Origin of the sequence: Mycobacterium sp. SMC-13, from assembly GCF_045311035.1 — a bacterium.
GTDB lineage: Bacteria > Actinomycetota > Actinomycetes > Mycobacteriales > Mycobacteriaceae > Mycobacterium.
This window is the reverse complement of sequence record NZ_JBJIAI010000002.1, coordinates 183,311-206,895: the sequence shown is the minus strand read 5'-3', so window position 1 is coordinate 206,895 and position 23,585 is coordinate 183,311. Positions and strand designations below refer to the sequence as shown.

At 67.2% G+C, this 23,585-nt stretch carries 26 protein-coding genes; 10 read left to right on the top strand and 16 right to left on the bottom strand.

Annotated features, from left to right (window positions below; translation table 11 throughout):
- Positions 1-4 precede the first annotated feature (4 nt).
- The 12 genes from ACJH6I_RS04205 to ACJH6I_RS04150 form a co-directional block, all read right to left on the bottom strand.
- Positions 5-379 carry an NADH-quinone oxidoreductase subunit A gene (locus ACJH6I_RS04205; protein WP_043400785.1) on the bottom strand — a complete coding sequence of 125 codons (375 nt, stop codon included), beginning with the start codon at positions 377-379 and terminating at the stop codon, positions 5-7.
- A 193-nt stretch (positions 380-572) separates the two neighbouring features.
- A complete protein-coding gene (locus tag ACJH6I_RS04200) occupies positions 573-965 on the bottom strand; it encodes a response regulator transcription factor (RefSeq protein WP_135357290.1) in 393 nt (130 codons plus the stop codon).
- Positions 966-1,010: 45 nt separating this feature from the next.
- On the bottom strand, positions 1,011-1,328 hold the full coding sequence (locus ACJH6I_RS04195) for a DUF6285 domain-containing protein (RefSeq protein ID WP_318984256.1): 318 nt from the start codon (positions 1,326-1,328) through the stop codon (positions 1,011-1,013).
- Entirely contained in the window at positions 1,325-2,296 is a 972-nt protein-coding gene (locus ACJH6I_RS04190; protein WP_318984257.1) for a phosphotransferase family protein, read from the bottom strand. The genes ACJH6I_RS04195 and ACJH6I_RS04190 overlap by 4 nt, the downstream gene beginning before the upstream one ends.
- Positions 2,293-3,531, bottom strand: coding sequence for an acyl-CoA dehydrogenase family protein (locus ACJH6I_RS04185; protein WP_318984258.1), 1,239 nt, complete (start codon positions 3,529-3,531; stop codon positions 2,293-2,295). The genes ACJH6I_RS04190 and ACJH6I_RS04185 overlap by 4 nt, the downstream gene beginning before the upstream one ends.
- Positions 3,532-3,549: 18 nt before the next feature.
- Positions 3,550-4,179, bottom strand: coding sequence for a TetR/AcrR family transcriptional regulator (locus ACJH6I_RS04180; RefSeq protein WP_318984259.1), 630 nt, complete (start codon positions 4,177-4,179; stop codon positions 3,550-3,552).
- A 2-nt stretch (positions 4,180-4,181) separates the two neighbouring features.
- Positions 4,182-5,087, bottom strand: a complete 906-nt coding sequence (locus tag ACJH6I_RS04175) for a hydroxymethylglutaryl-CoA lyase (RefSeq protein ID WP_318984260.1) — start codon at positions 5,085-5,087, stop codon at positions 4,182-4,184.
- Positions 5,084-6,286, bottom strand: coding sequence for a CoA transferase (locus ACJH6I_RS04170; RefSeq protein ID WP_318984261.1), 1,203 nt, complete (start codon positions 6,284-6,286; stop codon positions 5,084-5,086). The genes ACJH6I_RS04175 and ACJH6I_RS04170 overlap by 4 nt, the downstream gene beginning before the upstream one ends.
- Positions 6,283-7,473: an alpha/beta fold hydrolase gene (locus ACJH6I_RS04165; protein WP_318984262.1), complete on the bottom strand. Its 1,191-nt coding sequence runs from the start codon at positions 7,471-7,473 to the stop codon at positions 6,283-6,285. The genes ACJH6I_RS04170 and ACJH6I_RS04165 overlap by 4 nt, the downstream gene beginning before the upstream one ends.
- Before the next feature lie 31 nt (positions 7,474-7,504).
- Positions 7,505-8,620 carry a homogentisate 1,2-dioxygenase gene (locus ACJH6I_RS04160; RefSeq protein ID WP_318984263.1) on the bottom strand — a complete coding sequence of 372 codons (1,116 nt, stop codon included), beginning with the start codon at positions 8,618-8,620 and terminating at the stop codon, positions 7,505-7,507.
- Between the two features lie 87 nt (positions 8,621-8,707).
- Positions 8,708-9,865: an acyl-CoA dehydrogenase family protein gene (locus ACJH6I_RS04155; RefSeq protein ID WP_406783808.1), complete on the bottom strand. Its 1,158-nt coding sequence runs from the start codon at positions 9,863-9,865 to the stop codon at positions 8,708-8,710.
- A gap of 34 nt (positions 9,866-9,899) precedes the next feature.
- Positions 9,900-10,490, bottom strand: coding sequence for a TetR/AcrR family transcriptional regulator (locus ACJH6I_RS04150; RefSeq protein ID WP_318984265.1), 591 nt, complete (start codon positions 10,488-10,490; stop codon positions 9,900-9,902).
- 289 nt (positions 10,491-10,779) lie between these two features.
- Here ACJH6I_RS04150 and ACJH6I_RS04145 point away from each other — a divergent pair, with 289 nt between their 5' ends.
- Complete coding sequence (locus ACJH6I_RS04145) at positions 10,780-11,769, top strand: esterase family protein (protein WP_212813627.1); 990 nt, start codon at positions 10,780-10,782, stop codon at positions 11,767-11,769.
- Between the two features lie 70 nt (positions 11,770-11,839).
- On the opposite strand, the gene ACJH6I_RS04140 is transcribed toward ACJH6I_RS04145, so the two are convergent.
- From ACJH6I_RS04140 to hisN, 3 genes are all read right to left on the bottom strand, one after another.
- Positions 11,840-13,051 carry an acyl-CoA dehydrogenase family protein gene (locus tag ACJH6I_RS04140; RefSeq protein ID WP_020102696.1) on the bottom strand — a complete coding sequence of 404 codons (1,212 nt, stop codon included), beginning with the start codon at positions 13,049-13,051 and terminating at the stop codon, positions 11,840-11,842.
- Positions 13,052-13,096: 45 nt separating this feature from the next.
- Entirely contained in the window at positions 13,097-14,503 is a 1,407-nt protein-coding gene (locus ACJH6I_RS04135; RefSeq protein WP_212813629.1) for an acyl-CoA dehydrogenase family protein, read from the bottom strand.
- A 156-nt stretch (positions 14,504-14,659) separates the two neighbouring features.
- Positions 14,660-15,469 carry a histidinol-phosphatase gene (gene hisN, locus ACJH6I_RS04130; protein ID WP_212813631.1) on the bottom strand — a complete coding sequence of 270 codons (810 nt, stop codon included), beginning with the start codon at positions 15,467-15,469 and terminating at the stop codon, positions 14,660-14,662.
- 44 nt (positions 15,470-15,513) lie between these two features.
- On the opposite strand from hisN, the gene ACJH6I_RS04125 reads away from it, so the two are divergent.
- Both ACJH6I_RS04125 and ACJH6I_RS04120 read left to right on the top strand, forming a co-directional pair.
- Complete coding sequence (locus ACJH6I_RS04125) at positions 15,514-15,810, top strand: hypothetical protein (protein WP_371824577.1); 297 nt, start codon at positions 15,514-15,516, stop codon at positions 15,808-15,810.
- A gap of 218 nt (positions 15,811-16,028) precedes the next feature.
- Positions 16,029-16,385: a hypothetical protein gene (locus ACJH6I_RS04120; protein ID WP_318984266.1), complete on the top strand. Its 357-nt coding sequence runs from the start codon at positions 16,029-16,031 to the stop codon at positions 16,383-16,385.
- Between the two features lie 35 nt (positions 16,386-16,420).
- On the opposite strand, the gene ACJH6I_RS04115 is transcribed toward ACJH6I_RS04120, so the two are convergent.
- Positions 16,421-17,797 (bottom strand): FAD-dependent oxidoreductase, encoded by a 1,377-nt coding sequence (locus ACJH6I_RS04115; RefSeq protein ID WP_318984267.1) that lies wholly within the window; start codon positions 17,795-17,797, stop codon positions 16,421-16,423.
- A 150-nt stretch (positions 17,798-17,947) separates the two neighbouring features.
- Between ACJH6I_RS04115 and prfB the strand changes: the two genes are divergently transcribed.
- From prfB to ACJH6I_RS04080, 7 genes are read left to right on the top strand one after another with little or no spacing between them, the layout of a single operon-like run.
- On the top strand, positions 17,948-19,063 hold the full coding sequence (prfB, locus tag ACJH6I_RS04110; protein ID WP_053855950.1) for a peptide chain release factor 2: 1,116 nt from the start codon (positions 17,948-17,950) through the stop codon (positions 19,061-19,063).
- Positions 19,056-20,054, top strand: a complete 999-nt coding sequence (locus tag ACJH6I_RS04105; RefSeq protein ID WP_318984268.1) for a mechanosensitive ion channel family protein — start codon at positions 19,056-19,058, stop codon at positions 20,052-20,054. The genes prfB and ACJH6I_RS04105 overlap by 8 nt, the downstream gene beginning before the upstream one ends.
- Positions 20,054-20,596: a hypothetical protein gene (locus tag ACJH6I_RS04100; RefSeq protein WP_318984269.1), complete on the top strand. Its 543-nt coding sequence runs from the start codon at positions 20,054-20,056 to the stop codon at positions 20,594-20,596. Before ACJH6I_RS04105 ends, ACJH6I_RS04100 begins: the two co-directional genes overlap by 1 nt.
- A gap of 54 nt (positions 20,597-20,650) precedes the next feature.
- A complete protein-coding gene (gene ftsE, locus ACJH6I_RS04095; RefSeq protein WP_020102687.1) occupies positions 20,651-21,340 on the top strand; it encodes a cell division ATP-binding protein FtsE in 690 nt (229 codons plus the stop codon).
- Positions 21,341-22,237 carry a permease-like cell division protein FtsX gene (gene ftsX, locus ACJH6I_RS04090; RefSeq protein WP_212813641.1) on the top strand — a complete coding sequence of 299 codons (897 nt, stop codon included), beginning with the start codon at positions 21,341-21,343 and terminating at the stop codon, positions 22,235-22,237.
- A 2-nt stretch (positions 22,238-22,239) separates the two neighbouring features.
- On the top strand, positions 22,240-22,737 hold the full coding sequence (gene smpB / locus ACJH6I_RS04085) for an SsrA-binding protein SmpB (RefSeq protein ID WP_318984270.1): 498 nt from the start codon (positions 22,240-22,242) through the stop codon (positions 22,735-22,737).
- The gene (locus tag ACJH6I_RS04080) at positions 22,734-23,579 is read left to right on the top strand and encodes an EamA family transporter (protein WP_318984311.1); all 846 of its coding nucleotides are present in this window, start codon (positions 22,734-22,736) and stop codon (positions 23,577-23,579) included. The genes smpB and ACJH6I_RS04080 overlap by 4 nt, the downstream gene beginning before the upstream one ends.
- The last annotated feature ends 6 nt before the right edge of the window (positions 23,580-23,585 follow it).

Genomic DNA, 23,585 nt, shown 5'->3' with positions numbered 1-23,585 from the left:
GCCCTCAGTCCCAGCTCAGTCCGCCGCGTCGCCAGATGTATGCGTAGGCGACGAACACCGTCAGCATGAACAGCAACATCTCCACCACCGCGAATACCCCGAGCGATTCGAAGGAAACGGCCCAGGGATACAGGAAGACGATCTCGATGTCGAAGACGATGAACAGCATGGCGGTCAGGTAGTACTTGACCGGGAACCGCTGCCCGGTGGTCTCATGCCCGGGGGAGCCTGGAGCCATCGGCTCGATGCCGCATTCGTAGGCCTCCAGCTTGGCCCGGTTGTACCGGCGGGGGCCGATGACCAGCGCGATTCCGACCGAACCCACCGCGAACGCCGCGGCGATCGCGCCGAGTACCAGGATGGGGATGTAGACGTTCATGCGTTCGTCATGCCCTGTGTGGCTCCCTCGTCGAGCTGTCGATGTGAGCTGGCCCACAGCTTAGCTCGGTTAACGGAACGGCCGCCGCATTTTGGCTAGGATCATGATCAGTTCCTGACGTTCCCGCGTCCCATCGCCGCCGACGCGAAGAGTGAACGGCCACAGGCCATTTCGTGCTGGTTAACGCACGGTTTCACCGCTGTGGAGACAGCACCGCGACCACGGCCTCGCCGAGCCGGATCGGGTCGATCGGGTGGGGCACTGCGGCCTCCGCGCGCGACCAGGAGGCCAGCCAGGCGTCGTCCGGGCGGCCGGTGAGCACCACGATCGGCGGGCAGTTCGCGACCTCGTCCTTGAGCTGCTTGGCGAGCCCCATCCCGCCGGCGGGCGTGGCCTCGCCGTCGAGGATCGCCAAGTCGATCCCGCCCGCGTCGACGGAACTCACCACGACGGGCGCCGTCGCCACGTCGAGATAGGTCAGGTCGGGCAGGTCCGGGTGGATGCGCCGTCCCAGCGCCGTGCGCACCTGGTCACGGGTGTTCGGGTTGTCGCTGTACACCAGGATCTTGAGCGCGGAGTCGGCCACGTGCTCAGGCTACGACAGTACGGCGATCAGGTAGGCCGGGTTCGGCTACTCGTCGGCATAGCCCGGATGGGCCACGTCCAGCCGATGCCGCACGAGCGCCCGCAGCACGGGCTCGAGTTCGGGGCCACGGTCGTCGAACTCCCCGTCGCGTATCGCGCGCGCCAGGGCCTGCTCGTCGTCGAATCCCAGCAGCCCCGGTTCTGCGCCGTCCTGAGACAGCTCGCGTTCGACGATCCGCAGCGCGTTCGCGGCCACGCGGGCATGGAAGTTCACCGCACCATCGGTGGCCGCGCGTACCTCGGTCTCCAGGAACTCGGCCACGCCGGCGACCAGTTCAGCGGCGGTGGGACGGTAATGGCTCATCGGCTCTCCAAGAGGTTGAGCAGGTCCCATTCGGTTTCACACACCCGCCGGCCGATGGTCGCCAACTCCACCGACCTGGCCTGTCCGGACAGGTGGCGCTGCGCCTGATATCGGCAGATGATGCCCCAGCGCAAGGTGGCGGACACCAGCCACCAGTGAAAGGTCTTGCGGTCCAGAGTGATTCCGCTGGAGTGCTCATAGGCGGTCAGGAAGTCCTCGATGCTGCCCAGGCCGCCGGCGCCCAGCGTCCGCGGCGCCCCGAAGCGCCAGGCCCGAATGCAGAACCAGGCCAGGTCCTCGGCGCGCGAGCCCAGATGGGTGAGCTCCCAATCCAGCACTGCCGCCAGCCGGCTGCCGTCGACGATCAGGTTGCCCATCCGGAAGTCGCCGTGCACCAACACCGCACCGCCGGTGTCCGCCGGCTGGTTGCGCGCCAACCAGCGGAAGGCCCACTCGAAAGTGGCTGTGGTGTCACCGATCTCGTCGAGTTCGCGCCGCCATGAACTCAGTTGGTCTTCGCTCGACAGTCCGATGCCGGTGGGGTCGGCGCGGTGGATCGCCGCCAGCGCTGCGGCGCATTGCCCGAGAAGGGTGCTCCGGCCGTCGTCGTCGAGTGCGCGCTGGATCTTGCGGACGATGGTCTCCCCGGGTACGAAATCGCACACCAGGAACGGATTGCCGAGGGCCTCCGGCGAGTTGCTGGCCGCCAGCACCCGGGGCACGGGCGCGCCTGTGGCCGCGGCCCGGGACAGCGCGGCGGACTCGAGCTCCATGCCGGCGTGGATTTCGTCGGGCGGTCCGACCCGCAGGATCAATGGGCGGGCGTTGGCTGCGGTGGTCGCCGCGAACGCCCACGTCGCGCGGCTGGCGCCGCCGGTCAGTTCCCGCAGGTTCTCGACGCTGACCTCGCCGAGCTCCGGTTCGAGCACCGCGGCGAGCGCTCGGGCCAATTCCGGCGCGTCGATCACTTGCGCCCGAACTTCAGCATCCGCTGCGCCACCCGGCGAATCTGAATCTCTTCCGCCCCTTCGGTGATCCGGTAGCGGCGGTGGTGCCGGTAGATGTGCTCGAACGGCTCGTGCCGGCTGTAGCCGATGCCACCGTGGATCTGCATGGCTCGGTCGGCCGCCTCACATACCAGTCTGTTGGCGCGGTAATTGGCCATCGACACCTTGTCGGAGACCTCCATGTGGTGATCCCGATCGAGGTGCCAGGCGGCGTAATACACCAGTAGCCGGACCATCTGGGCCTCGGTCTGCAGCTCGGCCAGCGGCCACTGCACGGCCTGGTTCACCGCCAGGGGCTTACCGAAGACGACGCGCTCGCCGGCGTACTGCGCGGCCCTGTCGATGCAGTACTGCGCGGCGCCCAGGCTGCTGGCGGCCTGACGGATGCGGTTCTCGTGCAGGAACGTCTGGCCGACCTCCAAGCCGTGGTCCACCTCGCCGAGCACCGCATCAGCCGGCACCCGAACATCGTTCAGCTCGACCTCGCCGTGATCGCTCGGCATGTTGAACGTCCACCAGTAGTACGGCACGGTGAAACCGGGGGTGTCGGTCGGGACCAGGAACGCGGTGATACCGACCGCCTGCCCGGGATCCCCCGACGTGCGGGCGAAGATCAGGTCGTGGGTGGCGCGGTGCACTCCGGTGTTCCATCGCTTGCGGCCGTTGATGATCCACCCGTCACCGTCCCGGACCGCGGTGGTCTCGAGCCAGGTGGCGTCGCTCCCGTGGTCGGGTTCGGTGAGCCCGAACGCCATCGACCGTTCACCGGTGATCATGGCCTCGACCCATTCGGCTTGCTGCGCCGGGGTGCCGAACCGGCTCATCATGATGACCTGCGGGAAGTTGCCGACGATCGACGATTCGTCCTGCAGGTCGTTGTGCAGGCCGAGGCCCTTGTGCGCCAGGTGTTCCCGGATGACGGCCATGTCCAGGTTGGTGCCGTCGCGGCCACCGAACTCGCTGGGCAAGCCGTACCGCAGCCATCCGGCTGCGTCGGCACGGCGGCGCATCTCGTCGAGCAGATCCTCCCATTCCCGGGTGGGCACACCGCCGTTCTCGAGGTCCGTACGGGCGAATTCCCGGCGCCGGTCGAAGTACTGCAGGTTCTCTCGTTCCAGCGGTTTGATCTCCGCCTCGATGAAGGCGTCCATCTCTGCCAGCAGGCCCGGAAGGTGTTCCGGTAGGGCGAAATCCACGGTGATCTCTTTCGTCGGTCAGAAGCCGTACAGGGTTTTCTTCCAGATGGTCGACAGGGTGGTGATGGCGTCCTCGTCGCTGATCTGCAGCCCGGAGCCCGGGCTGCCGACCACCACGACGGTGAAGTTCTCGAACAGCAGCGAAATCGCCGCGGCGATGTGTTCGGGATCGAGGCGCTGCCCGGGGTGGATGCCCTGCGCATAACCTTGCTCCGCGGCGTGGCGGACCGAATCGGCGACCAGGTCCATCCCGAAGCGCCGGAACTCGTTCTGTACCTTGGCGAAGCGCGGCTGCGTGGCGCCCAGCTGGGCGACCGCGATCATGATGCCGATGTTCTGCTTGAAGAGGTTCCAGTACCCCGTCACCACGGTGGTGAAGTACTCGGTGTCCTCGGGGGACTCCGGCAGCGGCACACTCATCCCCGACGGGGTGACGATGTCGTGCAGGAACGACTCGGCCAGCTCGGCCAGCAGGTCCTCCTTGTCGTCGAAATAGCGGTAGAACACCGCCGACGACTTCCCTGCAGCCGACGTGATGTCGGCCAGCGTGGTGCCGTGAAAGCCTCGCTCGGCGAACAGCTTCCGGGCGGCGAGTTCGATGGCCTCGCGGGTCTGTCGGCCCTTGGCGGTCAGTGTCTCGGTGGGCATGCTCAGCCCAGCAGCCGGTCGCCGGCGCGCAGTAGGGCGCTGGGCAGCTCATGGCCGACAACGCGCTGCGCCACCATGGCCGCGTCGATCGCCAGGTTCAGGTCGATGCCGGTGTCGATGTCGCTGTCCCGCAACAGGTAGACCAGGTCTTCGGTCGCGATGTTGCCGGTCGCGCCGGGTGCGAACGGGCAGCCGCCCAGGCCGCCCACCGACGCGTCGAGTCGCGTCACACCGGCCTGCACGGCGGCGTAGGCGCTGGCCAGGCCGGAGCCCCGCGTGTTGTGGAAGTGCGCGCCGAGCGGCAGGTCTCCGATGACCGGGCGGACGCGGCTGATCAGGTCGCTGACACGCCGCGGGGTGGTGGTGCCGATGGTGTCGGCGATGGCCACCCGATCCGCCCCGAATTCCATTGCTGCCGCGGCGATATCGACCACCCGGCCCGGATCGGTCGGCCCGTCGAAGGGGCAGTCCCAGGCGGTGGCGATGATGACTTCGGCGCTCGCGCCGCTGTCGTGGGCCAGGCCGACGATGTCGGAGATCAGGGCCGTCGAATCGGCCGTCGAGCGCCCGACGTTCGCCCGGCTGTGCCCGTCCGCGGCGGACACCACGTATTCCAGCGACCGCATGCCCGCCGCGAGCGCACGGCCGGCGCCGCCGGCTCCCGCCACGAGCGCGGAGAACTCGACGTTGGGAAAAGCGTCCAGCGCCGCGGCCAATTCGGCGGCATCGGCCAGTGCGGGCACCTTGGACGGTGAGACGAATGCGGTGGCCTCGACCTCCTGCACACCGGTGGCGACGATGGCCCCGAGCAGTTCGAGCTTGGCGGACAACGGAATCGGGTCTTCGAGTTGCAGGCCGTCGCGCAGGCAGACCTCGCGGACGGTCACGTGGGCCGGCAGGTCGGTCACAACACACCCTCCTCGCGCAGTGCCGACAACTGCTCGGCATCGAGACCCAGGAGCCGGCCGAACACCTCCGCGTTGTCCTGGCCTGGCCGCGCCGAGCCACCGTTGCGGATGGTGCCGGGCGTGTCCGAGAGCACCGGGACGACGCCGGGACCCTTCACGTTGCGTTGCACCCGTTCGTCCCAGTGGTCGGCAATCATGTTGCGTGCCTGCAGTTGTGGGTCTTGTACCACCTCGGCGACGGTGTTGATGGGCCCACTGATCACGCCGGCCTCCGACAGGGTGGCGATGATGTCGTGCGGCTCCCGCTGCGCTGCCCAGTCGCCGATGATCTTGTCGAGTTCGTCCTGGTTGCGGCCACGCGCCAGATGGTCGGCGAACCGTTCGTCGGTCGCCAGTTCGGGCCGGTCCATGGCCTGACAGAGCCGCCGGAACACCGTGTCCTGATTGGCCGCGATCACCACCCAGCTGCCGTTCGCGCTCTGGTAGATGTTCGACGGTGCGATACCTTCGAGCCGGGTGCCCGACGGTCCACGCACCACGCCGCCGATGTCGTAGTCCGGAATGGTGGATTCCTGGATGGCCAAACAACTTTCGGTGAGTGCCGTATCCACGACCTGGCCCTCGCCGGTGACGCTGCGCCGGTACAGTGCGGCGAGCGCGCCTTGCGCGGCGAACATGCCGGCGAGGCTGTCGCCCAGCGACAATGCGAGTCGCGGCGGGGGACCGCCGGGGAAACCGTTCATGTGCCGCAGCCCGCTAGCCGCCTCGGCGACCGACGCGTAGCCGGCCTTCCCGGCATCGGGGCCCGTCTGGCCGTAGCCCGACACCCGCACCAGGATGATGCCCCGATTGCGTTCGCGCAGAACGTCGTAACCCAGGTTCCATTTCTCGAGCGTGCCCGGCCGGAAATTCTCCACGATCACATCGGACTGCTCGACGAGGTCGAGGAACAGTTCCCGGCCGCGCGCGGTGCGCAGGTCCAGCGTGACCGCTTTCTTGTTGCGCGCGTGGACCGTCCAGAAGAACCGGTGGCCGTCGAGCTCGGCCTGGCCCCAGGTCCGGAGCGGATCGGGAGCCGACGGCAACTCGATCTTGAGGACCTCGGCGCCCATGTCGCCGAGCAGCCGGCCGGCGAATGGGCCGGATATCAGGGTGCCGAGTTCGAGCACCCGGATGCCGTCCAGAGCACCGGTCGTCACAGCGAAAACCCCCGCTGGTGCAGCCAGTCCGTGCAGATGCCGACGGCCTGCCGCAGCGTGCCGCGCTGATCCGGCCCGGAGTAGTAGTGGTTGGCACCGGGAATCTCGTGCATCTCCTTGTCCGGATGCCCGATCGCCTCGAACAGGCGCCGCGTGTGGCTGGGCGTGCAGGCGTCGTCGGCGAGGTTGCCGATCACCAGCGTCGGCACCGCGATGTCCGGACCCGCCTTCACGGCGTCACCGTTGGCGTCGTCGTAACTCCACTGCGACAGCCAGCTGCGCAACGTACAGAATCGGGCCAGGCCGACGGGGCTCATGTTCACCACTCGAGGATCCCCCAGATAGCACTGTCCCGGGGTGCGTTCGTTGGGATCGACCGTCGGGTCGAGCCAGCGCGGGTCGGCCATGGTGCCGTGCACGACGAACGCGAACTCGTCATCGCGCCGTCCCGCCGCCTTGAGCTCGGCGAGTTTTTCCTTGACCCACTTGGTGATTCGCCGGTTTCGGGCGATCTGTGCCTCGTGGTACCGCTGGAGGAACTCGGGGGAGTACGGCGGTTGGTTGGGGTTGTCCGGGTTGTAGAGATCGAGTTCGGGATCGCGTTTCGACGGGTCGTTCTCGTCGAGGATCGAGGCGTCCATCCACTCGGTCATGGTGCCGTGGCGACTGATGTGGGCGGCCAGCAGCATGAGACCGTCCGCCGGGATCAGGCCCAGCTTCGTCAGATCCGGCCCGTCCCCGGAGGGACTGGCCGTCACCGTCGGGTGCTGCGCCTGCTGCTGGTAGAAGACCGACAGCGAGCCGCCGCCGCTCCACCCGGCGAGGACGACCTTCGCGTAGCCCAGCCGGTTCTTGGCATCCTTGATGCACTCACCGAGATCCTCGACCACCTTCTCCATCAGCAATGCCGAGTCGGTGCCGCGGAAGCGGCTGTTGCAGTAGATGACGTGGTGGCCGGCGCGCGCCAGCGCGTTGATCATCGGCAGGTAGGCGCCGCCCCCGATGGGGTGCATGAACACCAGTACCGTGTCACTCGGCTTGGCTTTCGGCTTCAGCAGGTAGCTTTCCAGCACCACCAGCTCCGCCACGCCGCCGTACACATCGCGTACTGCCGAGTTGTTCTGGTACGCAACCAGATACGGGATGCGGTCGTAGTCGTGCTTGACGGGTGCTTCGGCGGTTGTCATCAGTGCTCTCTCTTCTTCGCGCAAGCGCTCATCAGTGCTGCCCCAGATCATTGGCGAGGATTTCGGCGGAGGGTGTGAGACGTCGGCGCGTATCGATGGCGATCACCGACCAGTCGACGCGGTCGTACTGGTCGAACTTGCGGCGGGCGCGCTCCCGCGCCGCTTCCGGTGCACCGTGGTGGACCCCTTGGGGCGCATGGGAGATCAGGCCCGGCGGCATCGGGATGCCGTACAGCGAGCCGGAGTGGAAGAACGCGATCTCGTCGTAGTCGACGTTGCGGTGGTACCAGGGGGTGCGCTCGGTACCCGGCACGCTCTCGGCCGGCTTGGGCAGGAAGTTCATCACGTAGACGCCGGTCGCCTGCATGAACAGGTGCACGGTCGGCGGCAGGTGCACGCTCTCGGACGTGATGACGGTGTAGTCCTCGATGTTGAAGGTGAACGGGAAGTTGTCGCCCCGCCAGCCCTCCACATCGAGCGGATTGTGTTGGTAGATGAGCGAGGTGGTCCCAACCCCATCGATCGGGGCGTGGTACATCCGCACCTCGTACTCTCCGTCTTTTTGCGGGCCGTCGCCAGTTTCAAGCGGCTCGGGTTCGGGGATGGTGACCTGCGCCGGGTCGAACGGGAAGTGTCGTCCCAAGGTCCCGGCCGGCGGCACCCGGAAGTCATCGGTGGCCTGGATCATGAGCCACGTCGACTCGTCGTCCGGCACCTGCCGGAACGTACAGGCCTTCGGGATGTAGACCCAGTCGCCCTCGCGGTACCGCAGCGGGCCGAATTCGGTCTCCAGGAGCCCGGATCCCTTGTGTACGAACAGGAGTAGATCACCGTCGACGTAGCGGACGAAGAACGGCATCGCCGTGCTCCGCCGGCTCAGCAGCACCTGGCAGTCGGCGTTGGAGAACATCAGCAGGGGAGCGCCCGCCGCGTCGGTCGCATCCGAGGGCTTCAGTTCGGACGACAGCACGTCGGTGGGCCGGAGCGGGCCGACGGTGCGGTATGCGGTGGGGTCGTTGCGCCGGTACATGTTCGCGGTACGCCCGACGAAGCCGCCGCGCCCGAGTTCGTCGTCTTTGAGCCCATCGAGGTCGGCGTGCACCCGCTTCGGGGTCCGGCCTTTGCGCAGGTGGACGAACGATTCCATGCTGAGCTCCTCGAGGATAGGGCAGCAAAACTAAAAGTGACATTACTTTTGGTTCTGATGGTTGGCAAGGCTCATTCGGCCCACGAACTAGACCATCGAGGTCCGCGGAATCTTCATGCCCAGCGTGAGTGCGCCGGCCAGTTCCCGGCTGGTGTCGTAATCGAAGACGACGTGCCCGGCCAACACGTCGACGTCGCGCTTGAACCGCTGCATCGGGCTGGACAGGAAATGGATGCTGGCTCCGCCGGCGCCCATGAGGTCACCGATCACCGCCCGTGATTCGGCGACGATGTGCGCGGCCGCCAGCCGGGCCTGTGCGCGGACGGGCTTGTCGACGGAGTCGCCGGCGACGACGATCTCCTCGATCTCCCCGACGGTGTCGGCGAGCAGTGCGCGCAGTGACCGCAACCGGACCTGCGCTCCGGCCAAGTGCGCCTGGGCAATTGGCTTGTCCTTCTGCATGACGCCCTCGTACGGAAGCACCCGCTCGGCCAGCCGTTGCGCGTAGTTCTCGGTGACCCTCTCGGCGCTGCCCAGGGCGGGCATGGCGGCGAGCAGGGCCAGTGCCGGCACCATCGGCCAGCGGTAGGTGGCGCTGTCATGCAGTCCGGCGCCGGGCGCGGTGCCGGCGTAGATGTCGGTCACCTTGACCAGCCGGTGCTCGGGCACGAAGACGTCCGTGGCGACGACGTCGTTGGATCCGGTGGCCCGCATGCCGTCGGTGTGCCAGACGTCCTCGACGGTGATGGCACTGATCGGCAGGAGCGCCAGGGCGGGGTAGATGCCGTCATCGGGCCCGCAGAGCGCGGCGACGATGATCCAGTTGCCGTGCATCACCCCGGTGGCCCAGGACCAGCGCCCGGACAACCGGATGCCGCCGTCGGCCGGCAGTCCTCTGCCGGTGGGGGCCAGCGGTGCGGGCGCCAGGAAGGGGCGGCTCTCGAACGCCTCCTGCTGGGCCTGCTGGCCGAACAGCGCCAGCATCCAGTTGTGCAGCGTCAGGAAGCCGATGGTCCAGGCGCTCGACGTGCAGCCGTGGGCGATGCGGCGCACCGGGTCGAGGATGTCGGGGAACGGCGCCTGCTGTCCGCCGAAACGCGCGGGCACCAGAAGTTCGGTGAACCCGGACGCGATCAGGTCGCGCACGGTGTCGTCGGGAAGGCGCCGGAGTTTTTCGGCCTCGGCGGCGCGTTCGCCGAGCGCGGTTACGAACCCATCGGTGATGCCGGCCTGCGTGCTCAACATGAGCCGGACCGTACCATACCTTTTGGTATGGAGATCAGGTCGCGAGCATCAGGTCGAGGAATCGTTCGCTGCGGGCGGCCAACCGCGGATGGGGAGAGGCGCCGGAGAGGTGCAGGAATCCGATGCCGACGGCAAAGGTGGCGTCGGCCCGCAGCTCCGCCTCGTCGCCGTCGAAGCCGTAATCCTCGAACGCGCGCCGAACCGCGGCGAGAATGCGCCGATCCGCGGCGCGCACACTCTCGGCGACGGCCTCATCCGAGCGCGCCCACTCCCGCATGGCCCGCTCCAGCGTCCAGTGCCGGGGGCTGACCAGCGAGTTCATCATCTGGATCAGTCGGTCGCGCGGCGGCAGTGCGCCGATTTCCTCGATCTGGCTGCGGTCGGCGTCACGGAGCTCGCCCCAGCCCTGGATGAGGGCGGTCCGGTAGGCGGCGATGTTGGCGAAATGCCAGTAGAAGCTGCCTTTCGTGACGTTCAACCGGGCGCACAGGCGATCGATCTTCAGCGCCTTCAGGCCCTCTTCCGCCAGGATCGCGTAACCGGCGGCGCGCCAGTCGTCGACACTCAACCGGCTGCCCGGCCGGGTGTCCGCCAGGTCGTCGACGTCGTTCCGATCGCTCGTCACAATCGGCAGCCTACGGCCGGATGAACGGCTCCCAGCGGAGCTGCCGGGTGATAGCTGAACGATACGAAGTCCGCAACAACCTGGTCTCAAGCGCGATTCGGGGGTTCCTCGGCGTGTCGGGTGCGTGTTTTACTGCCCACAGACAACTGAATCATTCGGTGTGTTCAGTTCCCGTACCAGGCTGAGCTCACCGCACGCGGCTGCGGGAATCGCGGCCGTGCCACCAACGCCATCCGATCGCGTGGAGTGGGCACTTTACCCGGTACCCGACACTGAAATGGGATTGTGAATGTTCGTTGACAAGATTCGCGGCCGTTGGGCACGCAGGGTCGCCGGCGCCGTCTCGGCCGCCGTCCTGCTCCCCGGTCTTATCGGACTTGCCGGCCAGACAGCGACCGCCGGCGCGTTCTCGCGCCCCGGCCTGCCGGTCGAATACCTCCAGGTCCCGTCACCTGCCATGGGACGCGACATCAAGGTCCAGTTCCAGAGTGGTGGTAACGGGTCGCCCGCGGTGTACCTGCTCGACGGCCTGCGTGCCCAGGACGACTACAACGGCTGGGACATCAACACCGCCGCCTTCGAGTGGTACCTCAACTCCGGTCTGTCGATCGTCATGCCGGTCGGTGGCCAGTCCAGCTTCTACAGCGACTGGTACAAGCCGGCGTGTGGCAAGGCGGGCTGCTCCACCTACAAGTGGGAGACCTTCCTGACCCAGGAGCTGCCGCAGTGGCTGGCGGCCAACCGCGAGGTCAAGTCGACCGGGATGGCGGCAGTCGGTCTGTCGATGGCTGGTTCGTCCGCGATGACCCTGGCCATCTGGCACCCCGAGCAGTTCATCTACGCCGGTTCGATGTCGGGCTTCCTGAACCCGTCGGAGGGCTGGTGGCCGTTCCTGATCAACGTCTCGATGGGTGACGCCGGCGGCTACAAGGCCGACGACATGTGGGGCTCGACGGGCGACCCGAACAACGCCTGGCAGCGCAACGACCCGATGGTCAACATCGGCAAGCTGGTTGCCAACAACACCCGCCTGTGGGTCTACTGCGGTAACGGCAACCCGAGCGAGCTCGGCGGCGACAACGTGCCGGCCAAGTTCCTCGAGGGCCTGACCATCCGCACCAACCGCACCTTCCAGGACAACTACCTGGCCGCGGGCGGCAACAACGCGGTGTTCAACTTCCCCGACAGCGGCACCCATGACTGGGGCTACTGGGGCCAGCAGCTGCAGGCCATGAAGCCTGACCTGCAGCGCGTGCTGGGCGCGAACGCCTCCTCGTAATCACGACAGCAAAAGGCCCCGGGAGCAATCCCGGGGCCTTTTGCTTGTCACGGTGCCGGCGGAGCACCCGTCACTTGAGCTGTGCCGACGACAGGCCCAGCAGGCGTCGCGCCACGACGAGCTGCTGAATCTGCTGTGTGCCCTCGAAGATGTCGAGAATCTTCGAGTCGCGGGCCCATTTCTCGAGCAGAGTCTGCTCGGAATAGCCAGTGGTACCGGCCAGTTCGACGGCCTTGAGGGTCACGTCGGTGCCCATGCGCCCGGCCTTGGCCTTGCTCATGGACGCTTCCTTGGAGTTCGGAATCTTGTTGTCGGCCTGCCAGGCGGCGCGCAGCGACAGCAGGTACGCGGCCTCCCAGTCGGACTCCATCCGCAGGAACTCGGCGGCCGGTGCGCTCTGGGCGTGGGCCGGCTTGTCGTACGAGATCTCGATGCCCGCGTCGGTCAGGATCGCCCTCAGCTCCTCCAGGGCGGCACGGCCCACGCCGATCGCCATGGCGGCCACCATCGGACGGGTGTTGTCGAAGGTCTCCATGACCCCGCCAAAGCCCTTGTCCACCTTGACCTCCGGATCACCGAGGAGGTAGTCCTTCGGGACCCGGCAGTTGTCGAAGCGGATGACCGCGGTGTCGGAGGCCTTGATGCCCAGCTTGTGCTCGAGGCGCTCGACGATGACGCCGGGGTGCTCGCGCGGCACGACGAACGACTTGATGGCGGCCCGGCCGAGCGACTTGTCGACCGTGGCCCACACCACGATGTGGGTGGCGCGGGAACCGGCGGTGACGAAGATCTTCTCGCCGTTGATGACGTACTCGTCACCGTCGAGCACGGCGGTGGTGGTGACCGCCGCGGAGTCGGAACCGAAGCTCGGCTCGGTGATGGCCATGGCGGCCCACACCTTGCCCCACTTGGACAGCTGTTCCTTGGTGGCGACCGCGGAGATGGCGGCATTGCCCAGGCCCTGGTAGGGCACGGTCAGCAGCAGGGCGACGTCGCCCCAGCTGACCTCGAGCGCGTTCAGCAGCGCAGACATGTTGGCGCCGTTGACGTTTGCGTGCTTGCTCTTGGACTCGTTCGCCGAGAAGCCGGCGCCGGCCACCGAGACGGTGTTCGACTCCTGCACGCCCTCGAACAGGCTGGCCAGGGTGTCGAGCTCCGAAGGGTAGGCGTGCTCGGCGAGGTCGTACTTACGGGAGATCGGGCGGAGCATCTCGGCGGCGCCCTGATGTCCCTTTTCCGCGACAGCCTTCAGCTTGCGGGGCAGTTCCAAATTGATTGCCATGATTGGTCTTTCGGGTGAGTGGGAAGAGTTCGGCGATTCGGGCGACTACAGGACGACAACGCCCTCGGCGACGCCGAGTGCCCGCAGATCGCGGTACCAGCGCTCAACAGGGTGTTCCTTGGTGTAGCCGTGGCCACCGAGCAGCTGCACGCCGTCGAGGCCGATCTGCATGCCCTTGTCGGCGGCGAACCGCTTGGCCAGTGCGCCTTCCCGCAGGAAGGTCATGCCCTGCTCGGCACGCGACGCACCGCGCCAGACGATCAGGCGCAGGCCGTCCAGTTCGATGGCGATGTTGGCGCACATGAAGGCCACCGCCTGGCGGTTGGCGATCGGCTCGCCGAACGCCTGGCGCTCCTTGACGTAGGGCACGACGTAGTCGAGCACCGCGTGCGAGGTGCCGACTGCCAGTGCGGCCCAACCCAATCGGGACAGCGCGATGGCTTCGGAGTAGTCGTTGTCGGTCGCTTCGTCCTCGCCGAGGCGGTTGGCGAGCGGGACTGCGACGTTGTTCAGCTCGATCTTGCCCAGGGCCGCGGCGCGGATGCCCATGCTCGGGTCGGCCGTGATCGACAGTCCCTCGGAGCTGGACTCGACGATGAACAGCGCCGGCTTGCCGTCGAGCTGCGCACCGATGATGAACAGCTCGGCGTCGGCGGCGGCCGGAACCAGCGACTTGACGCCGTTGAGGCGGTAACCGCTGGGCGTGCGGACCGCGGTGGTCCGCAGCGCGGTCGGGTCGAACAGCGCGTGCGGCTCGGCGATCGCGACGCACGCCTGCGGGACGTTCTCACCGGCGAACGACGGGAGATACGTGGCCTGCTGACCGGCGCTGCCCCAACGGGTCAGGGCCGACGCCACACCGCCGGGCGCCAGGATCGGCAGGGCCAGACCCATGTCGCCGTACGCCAGGGCCTCGGCGACCAGTGCCGTGGTCACGGTGTTCTGGGAGGCGGCGATGCCGTCGAACTCCTCGGGCACGTTGATCGCGGTGATGCCGAGTTCGGCGGACTTGGCGATCAGGTCGGCCGGGTAGGTCGCGGCGGCATCGGCGTCATGTGCGGCCGGCCGCAGGATCTCCTCGGAGAACTCGCGGACGGTCTCCACGATCATCTGCTGGTCTTCGTCCGGGTTCAGGTCGAAGTAGTCCGAGCCGCCGGGCTTCAGGCGGGTCGGGGCGCCGTTGATCCCGGGAATGCGCTTGAAGGTCCGGCCCGCGGCGCCGGCGGTGGAGAACGCCGTCTTGATGCCGTACTTCAGGCCGCGGTTCATGGGATCCCGCAGGTTGTACTTGTCCAGGAACTCCTGGCCGACAAAAGGCGTGATCAGCGCCAGACCGATGTCGGTCGCTGTCCGCTTGTGCCGCTGGAGTCCGATGGCGCTCTCCGGGCCCTTGCGCACAGGGCGCTGGGCGGAGCCGGCTTTTGTGCCGTTCTGAGGAAGGGTGTTGGTCATTTCGACAGCCTCGCGTCGTTGGGGCAGTGCGCTATGACCGTATCTTACTCCGGAGTAAGGTACGACGCTCGTGTTATCAACTTCACATTCGAGGACTCGGTGGCTGATGCGCGAAAACCCGCGCTGAACGCGGGTTTTCCGGCACAGATTCGGGAATCAGGAGAGGGCGGCGAGCACTTTTTCGTGCAACAGGCCGTTGGTCGCGACCGCGCTGCCGCCGTGCGGCCCGGGTGTGCCGGCCAGGTTGGTGAACGACCCGCCGGCCTCCCGGATGACGACGTCCAGCGCGGCCAGATCCCAGAGCTTGACCTCCGGTTCGACGGCGATGTCGACCGCGCCCTCGGCCAGGAGGCAGTAGGACCAGAAGTCGCCGTAGGCCCGCACCCGCCACACCGCATCGGTCAGTGCGACGAACGCGTCGCGCCGGTCTTCCCAACCGGTGGTCAAATCCGAGTAGGACAGGCTCGCGGCGTCCAGTGCGTCGACGCCCGACACCGAGATGGGGCGCGTCCGCCCGCCGAACGAACTGAACGCACCATCGCCGGTGCCGGCCCACCACCGGCGTCCGAGGGCCGGGGCGCTGACGACACCGACGACCGGCACACCGTCCTCGAGCAAGGCGATCAACGTCGCCCACACCGGCACGCCGCGGACGAAATTCTTGGTGCCGTCGATGGGGTCGATCACCCACTGCCGGCCCGCGAAAACCGCTGTGCCCCCGTACTCTTCGCCCAGCAACGCATCGTCTGGCCGGGCCGCCGCCAGCGTCTCCCGCAGCACCCGTTCCACGGACTGGTCGGCATCGGTCACCGGCGTCAGATCCGGTTTGGTCTCGATGCGCAGATCCAGCGCGCCGAAGCGGTCCAGCGTCACGGCATCGGCCTGATCGGCCAGGGCCAAGGCCAAAGTGACGTCGTCTCGGCGGGACGCGCAATCCGCTGCGCTACTTGCTTGGGTGGCACTCATGAGTGCAGTCCTACCATGAGTACGTGTGGGAATTCGTCGTGCTCATCGTCTTGCTCGGAGCGCTCGTGTTGCTGGCCGCCCCATGGCTGCGGCGGACGCGGAGCGGGGAGAGCGGGACGTTGTTGATCACCGGCGTCAGTCCCCGCCCCGATGCCACGGGGGAGCAGTTCGTCACCGTCGCCGGCGTCATCAACGGACCCAGTGTCAATGAGCACGAGGTGTACGGCCGGATCGCCATCGACGTGGCCGAGTGGCCCGCGGTGGGCCAGTTGGTGCCCGTCGTCTACTCGCCCAAGAATCCCGACAACTGGAACTTCGCGCCCCACGCTCCGCAGGCGTAGTCCGCCGGCCTGCCGGCCCTGTCCCTCATACCGGTCCAGCCGTTTGCTCAGCTTCGGCTGGAATTTCCGGCGATTGGGCCATTTCGGGTATTTCCCTGTGCTAATAGATTCACTGTGCGATGGGCCAGCTATCGCATCGAGCTTGCTGGGCGAGTGGCGCACAGCGCTCGGATCCGACCATCGGACAGAGTTTTCCGCAGAAGGGGACCAGAACGCACATGCCCAAGTCTCAGATGTTGTCGACCGGTAGCGCCATCAGGATGATCGGGCTGGGCCTGGCAGTGGGCGGATCGATGCTCCTTGGGCCGGCCGGCCAGGCATCGGCCGACGGCGGGCCGCTCGACGGGCTCGGCGGCGCGCTGACCAACGAGGTCGGGTTCGCCCAGCACTTCACCACCCACAACATCGGAGGACTCGAGGGCATCGCCGCGATCAACGCAGGCGGACTGCAGGCCGGCGTGGGGTCGCTGAGCGCGGGTGTGCTGTCGGGATCGACGGCCACGTCGTCACTGCTCAATTCAGGCGGCAACCTGACGACATTCGCAGTGCAGGGCATCCTGCGGCCCGGCCACTAGGCAGCCGGGGGAACGCTGCGGAAGCGCACCGCTGGTCAGCCGTGCGCGACCCGCAGCATGTGGGCCACATCTGTCAGCTTCACCCGCGGCCGGTTCTGGCCTTCGCCGGCCGACCGTTCGTGCGCGTCGATCAGGCGCCAGTGGTCGTTGGTCACCAACGCGGGCTGCCGCGACAGGAACCAGGCCTCCAGGTCCTCGGTGTGCGTGGACCCGAAGTCGGCCAGCTCGGCGCCGCAGATGTCCGCGATCAGGGTGTTGACGGTGTCCTGCGAGTCCTTCTTGTTGCTGCCGATCACGCCCGACGGCCCGCGCTTGATCCAGCCGACGACGTACTCGTTTCGGCTGCCCTCGACCCGGCCGTCGGTGTGCGGGATGGTCGCCGCGCGCTCGTCGAACGGCAGGCCCGCGGTCGGGACGCCGCGGTAACCCACGGCACGCACCACCAGCTGGGCCGGCAGTTCTTCGCGGTGACCGCTGTCCTTCGCGACGATCCGGCCGCCGTCGTCGACCAAGTCGTTGTGGCCCAACACGATCGACTCGACGCGATCGGTGCCCTTGATCTCGATCGGCGACGTCTGGAACTTGAACACGATGCGGCGCTCGCGCCCGAGTGCCCCGCGTTCGGCGTAGCCGCGCAGAATCTTGATGTTCTGCCGCACGGTCTTGCCTGCCGCCTCCAGGTCGGCGTCGGTGATGCCGTCGACATCGGCCGGATCCACGATCACGTCGACGTCGGCCATGGCTGCCAGGTCACCGAGCTCGCGCAGTTCCAGCGTCGTGAACGGGGCCTGCAGTGGGCCGCGCCGGCCGATGATCACGACCTCGCGGACACCGCGGGCACCGAGGGCCGTCAGCGCGTGGTCGGCGATGTCGGTGGCCGCCAGCTCGCCGGGATCGCTGACGAGGATGCGGGCCACATCCAGCGCCACGTTGCCGTTGCCGACGACCACGGCCCGGTCCTGCGTGACATCGGGGTTCATGGCCGCGAAATGCGGATGCGCGTTGTACCAGCCGACGAAATCGACCGCGGCCACGCTGCCTTCCAGTTCCTCACCGGGGATGCCGAGCGGCCGGTCGGACTGGGCGCCGATGGCGTAGATGACGGCGTCGTACCGCTCCGCGAGCTCGGTGGCCTGCACGTGCTCACCGACGGTGATGTTGCCGAAGAAGCGGAACCGCGGGTCGTCGGCGATCTTGTCGAACTGCGCCGTCACCGTCTTGATCTTCGGGTGGTCCGGAGCCACGCCGGAGCGCACCAGACCCCAGGGGGTGGGCAGCATCTCGAGCATGTCGATGCGCACGTCGACCGGATCATCGGCGGCAGCCTTGGCATCGGCGAATTTCAACAGTGACGCGGCAGCGAAAAACCCTGACGGGCCGGATCCGACAACCGCCACATGGTAAGGGCGCATATGTATGGTTTGCCTTCTTGTTCTGCTCAGTGCGCGCAAGGGGCTGTCGCGACGCGGCCGAGCGGGCCTACAGGGCGATGCTAAACCGGTCTAAGCGATCAGGGCTCGCAATGTGAAAGTCCGTCTCACTGGTCGGTACCCTCATCCTTTGTGGACCTCGACCGTCAAGCCGACATTGCCGCCCTCGACAGCACCCTGACCACTGTGGAGCGGGTGCTCGACGTCGAAGGTCTGCGCGCGCGAATCGCCAAACTCGAAGACGAGGCGTCTGACCCCAAGCTGTGGGACGACCAGGCCAACGCCCAGAAGGTGACCAGCAGCCTGTCGCACGCACAGGGTGAGCTGCGCCGGGTCGAGGAGCTGCGCGGTCGGGTCGAGGACCTGCCCGTGCTCTACGAGCTGGCCGAGGAAGAAGAGGGCGCGGCCAAGACCGACGCCATCGCCGACGCCGACGCCGAACTGGCCAAGCTGCGTGAGGACATCGAGGCGCTCGAGGTTCGAACGCTGCTGTCGGGGGAATACGACGAGCGGGAAGCTGTCGTCACCATCCGCTCCGGCGCCGGTGGCGTCGACGCTGCCGACTGGGCCGAGATGTTGATGCGCATGTACATCCGCTGGGCCGAGAAGCACGGGTATCCGGTCGAGGTTTTCGACACGTCGTACGCGGAGGAGGCGGGCATCAAGAGCGCGACGTTCGCGGTGCACACCCCGTTCGCCTACGGCACGCTGTCGGTGGAGCAGGGCACCCACCGTCTCGTGCGGATCAGCCCCTTCGACAACCAGAGTCGCCGTCAGACGTCGTTCGCCGACGTCGAGGTGCTGCCGGTCGTCGAGACCGCCGACTCCATCGACATCCCCGAAGGCGACGTCCGGGTCGACGTCTACCGGTCCAGCGGCCCGGGCGGTCAGTCCGTCAACACCACCGACTCGGCGGTCCGGCTCACGCACATCCCGACGGGCATCGTCGTGACCTGTCAGAACGAGAAATCGCAGCTGCAGAACAAGGTTTCCGCGATGCGAGTGCTCAGCGCCAAGCTGCTGGAACGCAAGCGCCAGGAAGAGCGCGCCGAGATGGACGCGTTGAAGGGCGACGGCGGCAGCTCCTGGGGCAACCAGATGCGCTCGTACGTGCTGCACCCCTACCAGATGGTGAAAGACCTGCGCACCGAGTTCGAGGTCGGTAATCCGGCCGCGGTGCTCGACGGCGACATCGACGGCTTCCTCGAAGCTGGGATCCGCTGGCGCAACCGAAAAGAAGATGACTAACTTTTTCTCTCTCCAAGCCGCGAGCCAACCGCAATCGCTCGGTTGGTGGGCGCAGCAATGGCATGACTTCTGGCGCGGCTCGATCGGCGAGTGGATCATCACCCGCGGGCTGCGGATCGTCATGCTCGTCATTGCGGCGATGCTCATCGCGCGGTTCGTCGGCTGGCTGACGCGCCGCGTCACCGCCCGCATCGACGAGCGTTTTCAGGAGAGCGACGCGCTGGTCCGGTCGGAGACCACCAAGCACCGGCAGGCCGTCGCCTCGGTGATCTCGTGGGTGACGATTGCGCTGGTGTCGGTAGTCGTGTTGGTCGACGTCATCGAAATCCTCGGCATCCCCATCGGTTCGCTGGTCGCGCCCGCCGCCGTGCTGGGCGCCGCGCTGGGCTTCGGTGCGCAGCGCATCGTGCAGGACCTGCTGGCCGGGTTCTTCATCATCACCGAGAAGCAGTACGGGTTCGGTGACCTGGTGTCGCTCACCGTCACCGGCATCGCGGTGCCGGCCGAGGGCACCGTCGAGGACGTGACGCTGCGCGTCACCAAGCTGCGCTCCAGCGACGGCGAGGTGTACACGATTCCCAACGGCCAGATCGCCAAGACCGTCAACCTGTCGAAGGACTGGGCGCGTGCGGTCGTGGACATCCCGGTGCCCACGACAGCGGACCTCGGCAAGGTCAACGACGTGTTGGGCCGGGTGTGCGAACGCGCGATGGAGGACCGCCAGCTGCGCACGCTGCTGCTCGACAAGCCCCAGCTGATGGGTGTGGAGAGCATCGAGCTGGACACCGTGAACCTGCGGATGGTGGCGCGGACGCTGCCCGGCAAGCAGTTCGAGGTCGGCCGGCGACTGCGCGTGATGGTCGTCTCCGCGTTCGGACGGGCCGGGATCGAGAGTCCTGCCGACCACGAGCCCGAAGTGGAGGCCATGGTGCATCCCGCCACGGTCGGCGGCGCCGCGGAACAGACCCAGGGTCCGGGGGACGAGCAGTGATGAACGCCCTCTCCCGTATCGCCGTCAAACGCGCCGACCGCTCCTGGCCCACCTACATCCTGGGCCGGGTCCGGACGTCCACGGTCGGCCTGGTCGTGGCCTTCTTCGTGGCGTACTGGCTGCACCAGACCTACGCGCCACCGCCACCGCCGCCCCCGCAACAGCCCGCGGTGGTGCCGCCGGGCTTCGTGCCCAACCCCGAGTACACCTGGGTGCCGCGTACCGACGTGAACACCCGACCGAAGACGACGTACCGGCCGACGCCGACGGAGACCACCGAGACGCCGACGACGACCACCACGACCACGACCTCGAGCACGCCGACCACGACCACGACGACGGCGCCGCCCACCACGACGGTCATCACGCCGGCGCCGGGCCTGCCGCCCGTCACGCTGCCGTTGTTGCCCGGCATGGCCCCGGCACCGACGCCGGCGCCCGCGCCGTCCCCGCCACCGGGACCGCTCCCGGCCGCGGCACCGGCGGATGGCCCGGTCACGACCACGATCATTTCGCCCGGCGCGGCACCCGCGCCGAGCTAGCGGCATCAGCCTCAGCCGTCACACCTGAGCGTCCGACTACACTGGCGTGCCGTGATGATCACCCTCGACCACGTGAGCAAGAACTACAAGTCTTCGGCACGCCCAGCCCTGGACAACGTGTCGCTCAAGATTGACAAGGGTGAGTTCGTCTTTCTCATCGGTCCGTCCGGTTCCGGGAAGTCGACGTTCATGCGTCTGCTGCTCGGTGCCGAGGTGCCGACCTCGGGCGACATCCGCGTCTCGAAGTTCCACGTCAACAAGCTGCCCAGCCGGCACATCCCGAGCCTGCGCCAGGTCCTCGGCTGCGTGTTCCAGGATTTCCGGCTGCTGCAGCAGAAGACGGTGTTCGAGAACGTGGCGTTCGCGCTGGAGGTGATCGGCAAGCGCCCGGACACCATCAACCGCATCGTGCCCGATGTGCTGGAGATGGTGGGCTTGTCGGGCAAGGCCAACCGGCTGCCCGGCGAGTTGTCCGGTGGCGAACAGCAGCGGGTCGCGATCGCCCGGGCCTTCGTCAACCGGCCGCTGGTGCTCCTGGCGGACGAACCCACCGGCAACTTGGACCCCGAGACGAGCAACGACATCATGGACCTGCTGGAGCGGATCAACCGCACCGGTACGACGGTCGTGATGGCCACCCACGACCATCACATCGTCGACTCGATGCGTCAGCGCGTCATCGAACTCGAACTCGGCCGCCTCATCCGTGATGAGCAGAGCGGCGTCTACGGAATGGATCGCTAAGTGCGCTTCGGCTTTCTCGTCAATGAAGTCCTGACTGGATTTCGTCGCAACGTCACCATGACGGTCGCCATGATCCTGACGACCGCCATCTCCATCGGCCTGTTCGGCGGTGGTCTGCTGATCGTCCGCCTGGCCGACCAGTCCAAGCAGATCTATCTGGACCGCGTGGAGAGCCAGGTCTTCCTGACCGACGACGTCTCGTCGAACGACCCCAACTGCGACGCCGACCCGTGCAAGTCGCTGCGCAAGCTGATCGACGACCGCAAGGACGTCAAGTCGGTGCGGTACATGAACCGGGACCAGGCGTACGACGACGCCGTCCGGCGCATCCCGGCGTTCAAGGACTACGCGAGCAAGAAGGCGTTCCCGGCGTCGTTCGTCGTCAAGCTCGACAATCCCGAGCAGCACAAGGGATTCGAGGACGCGCTGCGCGGCCGTCCGGGCGTGCGCCAGGTGACCGATCAGAAGGAACTGGTCGACCGGCTGTTCGGCATCCTCGACGGCATCAGTGCGACAGCCTTCGCGGTGGCGCTCGTGCAGGCCATCGCCGCGACCTTGTTGATCGCCAACACGGTGTTGATCGCCGCGCGCACCCGCAGCACCGAGATCAGCATCATGAGGCTGGTGGGCGCCACCAGGTGGTACACCCAATTGCCGTTCTTCGTCGAAGCGTTGATCGCCGCGTTGGTCGGTGTGGTGCTTGCCGTGGTCGGGTTGATCATCGTGCGGGCGATGTTCCTCGAGGACGTGCTCAACCAGTTCTATCAAGCCGGCCTGATCGCCAAGGTCGACTACGCCGACGTCCTCGTGTTCTGCGCGCCGTGGATGCTGCTGCTGGGGCTCGGCATGGCGGGCCTCACCGCGTACGTCACGCTGCGCGCGTACATCCGGCGGTAGCGATGGCAAAGAAGAAGGACGACAAGGACAAGTCGGGCAACAACTCCGTCGTCGCCACCAACCGCAAAGCGCGACACAACTATTCGATCATCGACACCTACGAGGCCGGCATCGCGCTGGTCGGCACCGAGGTGAAGAGCCTGCGCGAGGGGCTGGCATCGCTGGCCGACGCGTTCGCCACCGTCGACGACGGCGAGGTGTGGCTGCGCAACCTGCACATCGCCGAGTACCACCACGGGAGCTGGACCAACCATGCACCGCGGCGCAACCGAAAGTTGTTGTTGCACCGCAAGCAGATCGACACGCTGGTCGGCAAGCTGCGCGACGGCAACTTCACGCTGGTGCCGCTGAAGCTGTACTTCTCCGACGGCCGGGTCAAGGTGGAATTGGCGTTGGCCCGCGGTAAGGAAGCGCACGACAAGCGCCACGACATCGCCAAGCGCGATGCGCAGCGCGAGATCACCCGCGAGATGGGCCGACGTTTCAAGGGCAAGATCTGACCGGCATTCTGCTCGCGCTGCTGTCGGCGCTGGGCTATGGCATCAGCGATTTCGTCGGTGGTATCGCGGCACGGCGCGTCGCGGCACTGCGGGTGGTGCTGGTGTCATACCCCATCGCCGGGGTACTGCTGACGGTGATGGCATGCGTTGTCGGCGGCCAGGTTTCGTCGAATGCGGTGCTCTTGGGTGTGTCGTGCGGCGTGCTGCAGGCGTTCGGAATCTGGTGGTTCTACGCCGCGTTGGGTTCCGGACCGATATCCGTCGTCTCGCCGTTGACCGCGATCCTGGTGTCGGCAGGGCCGATCGCCGTCGGCGTCGCCATGGGGGAGCGGCCCAGCGGGCTGGCGATCGCCGGGATCGCGCTGGCGTTGGTCGCCGTCGCGCTGGTGAGCGCGCAGGCCACCGATGAGGACGAGACGCCGCACCGGTTCACGGCCAAGGTCGCCTGGCTGACCGTCGGCTCGGGGTTGACCTTCGGGCTCAGCTTCGCGGTGATCCACCAGGTGCCGCACGACGCGAAGCTCTGGCCGTTGGTGTTCGCCCGCTTCGCGGCGACCGCGGTCGTGATGGTCGCCGCGGTGGTGACCCGGAATTTCGCTCTGCCACGCGGACTTCCGCTGAAGCTCGCCCTCATCGCGGCGGGACTCGACGTCATCGCGAACGTCGGGATGCTGCTGGCGCTGCAGGCCTCGATGCTGTCGTTGGCGAGCGTGCTGATCTCGCTGTATCCCGCGGCGACCGTCGCCCTGGCCATGGTGGTGCTCAAAGAGCGGGTTCGGGCCTGGCAGGCCGTCGGCATGGTGCTGGCGTTGGGCTCGGTCGCGATGATCGCCGCGGGATAGTCGGCT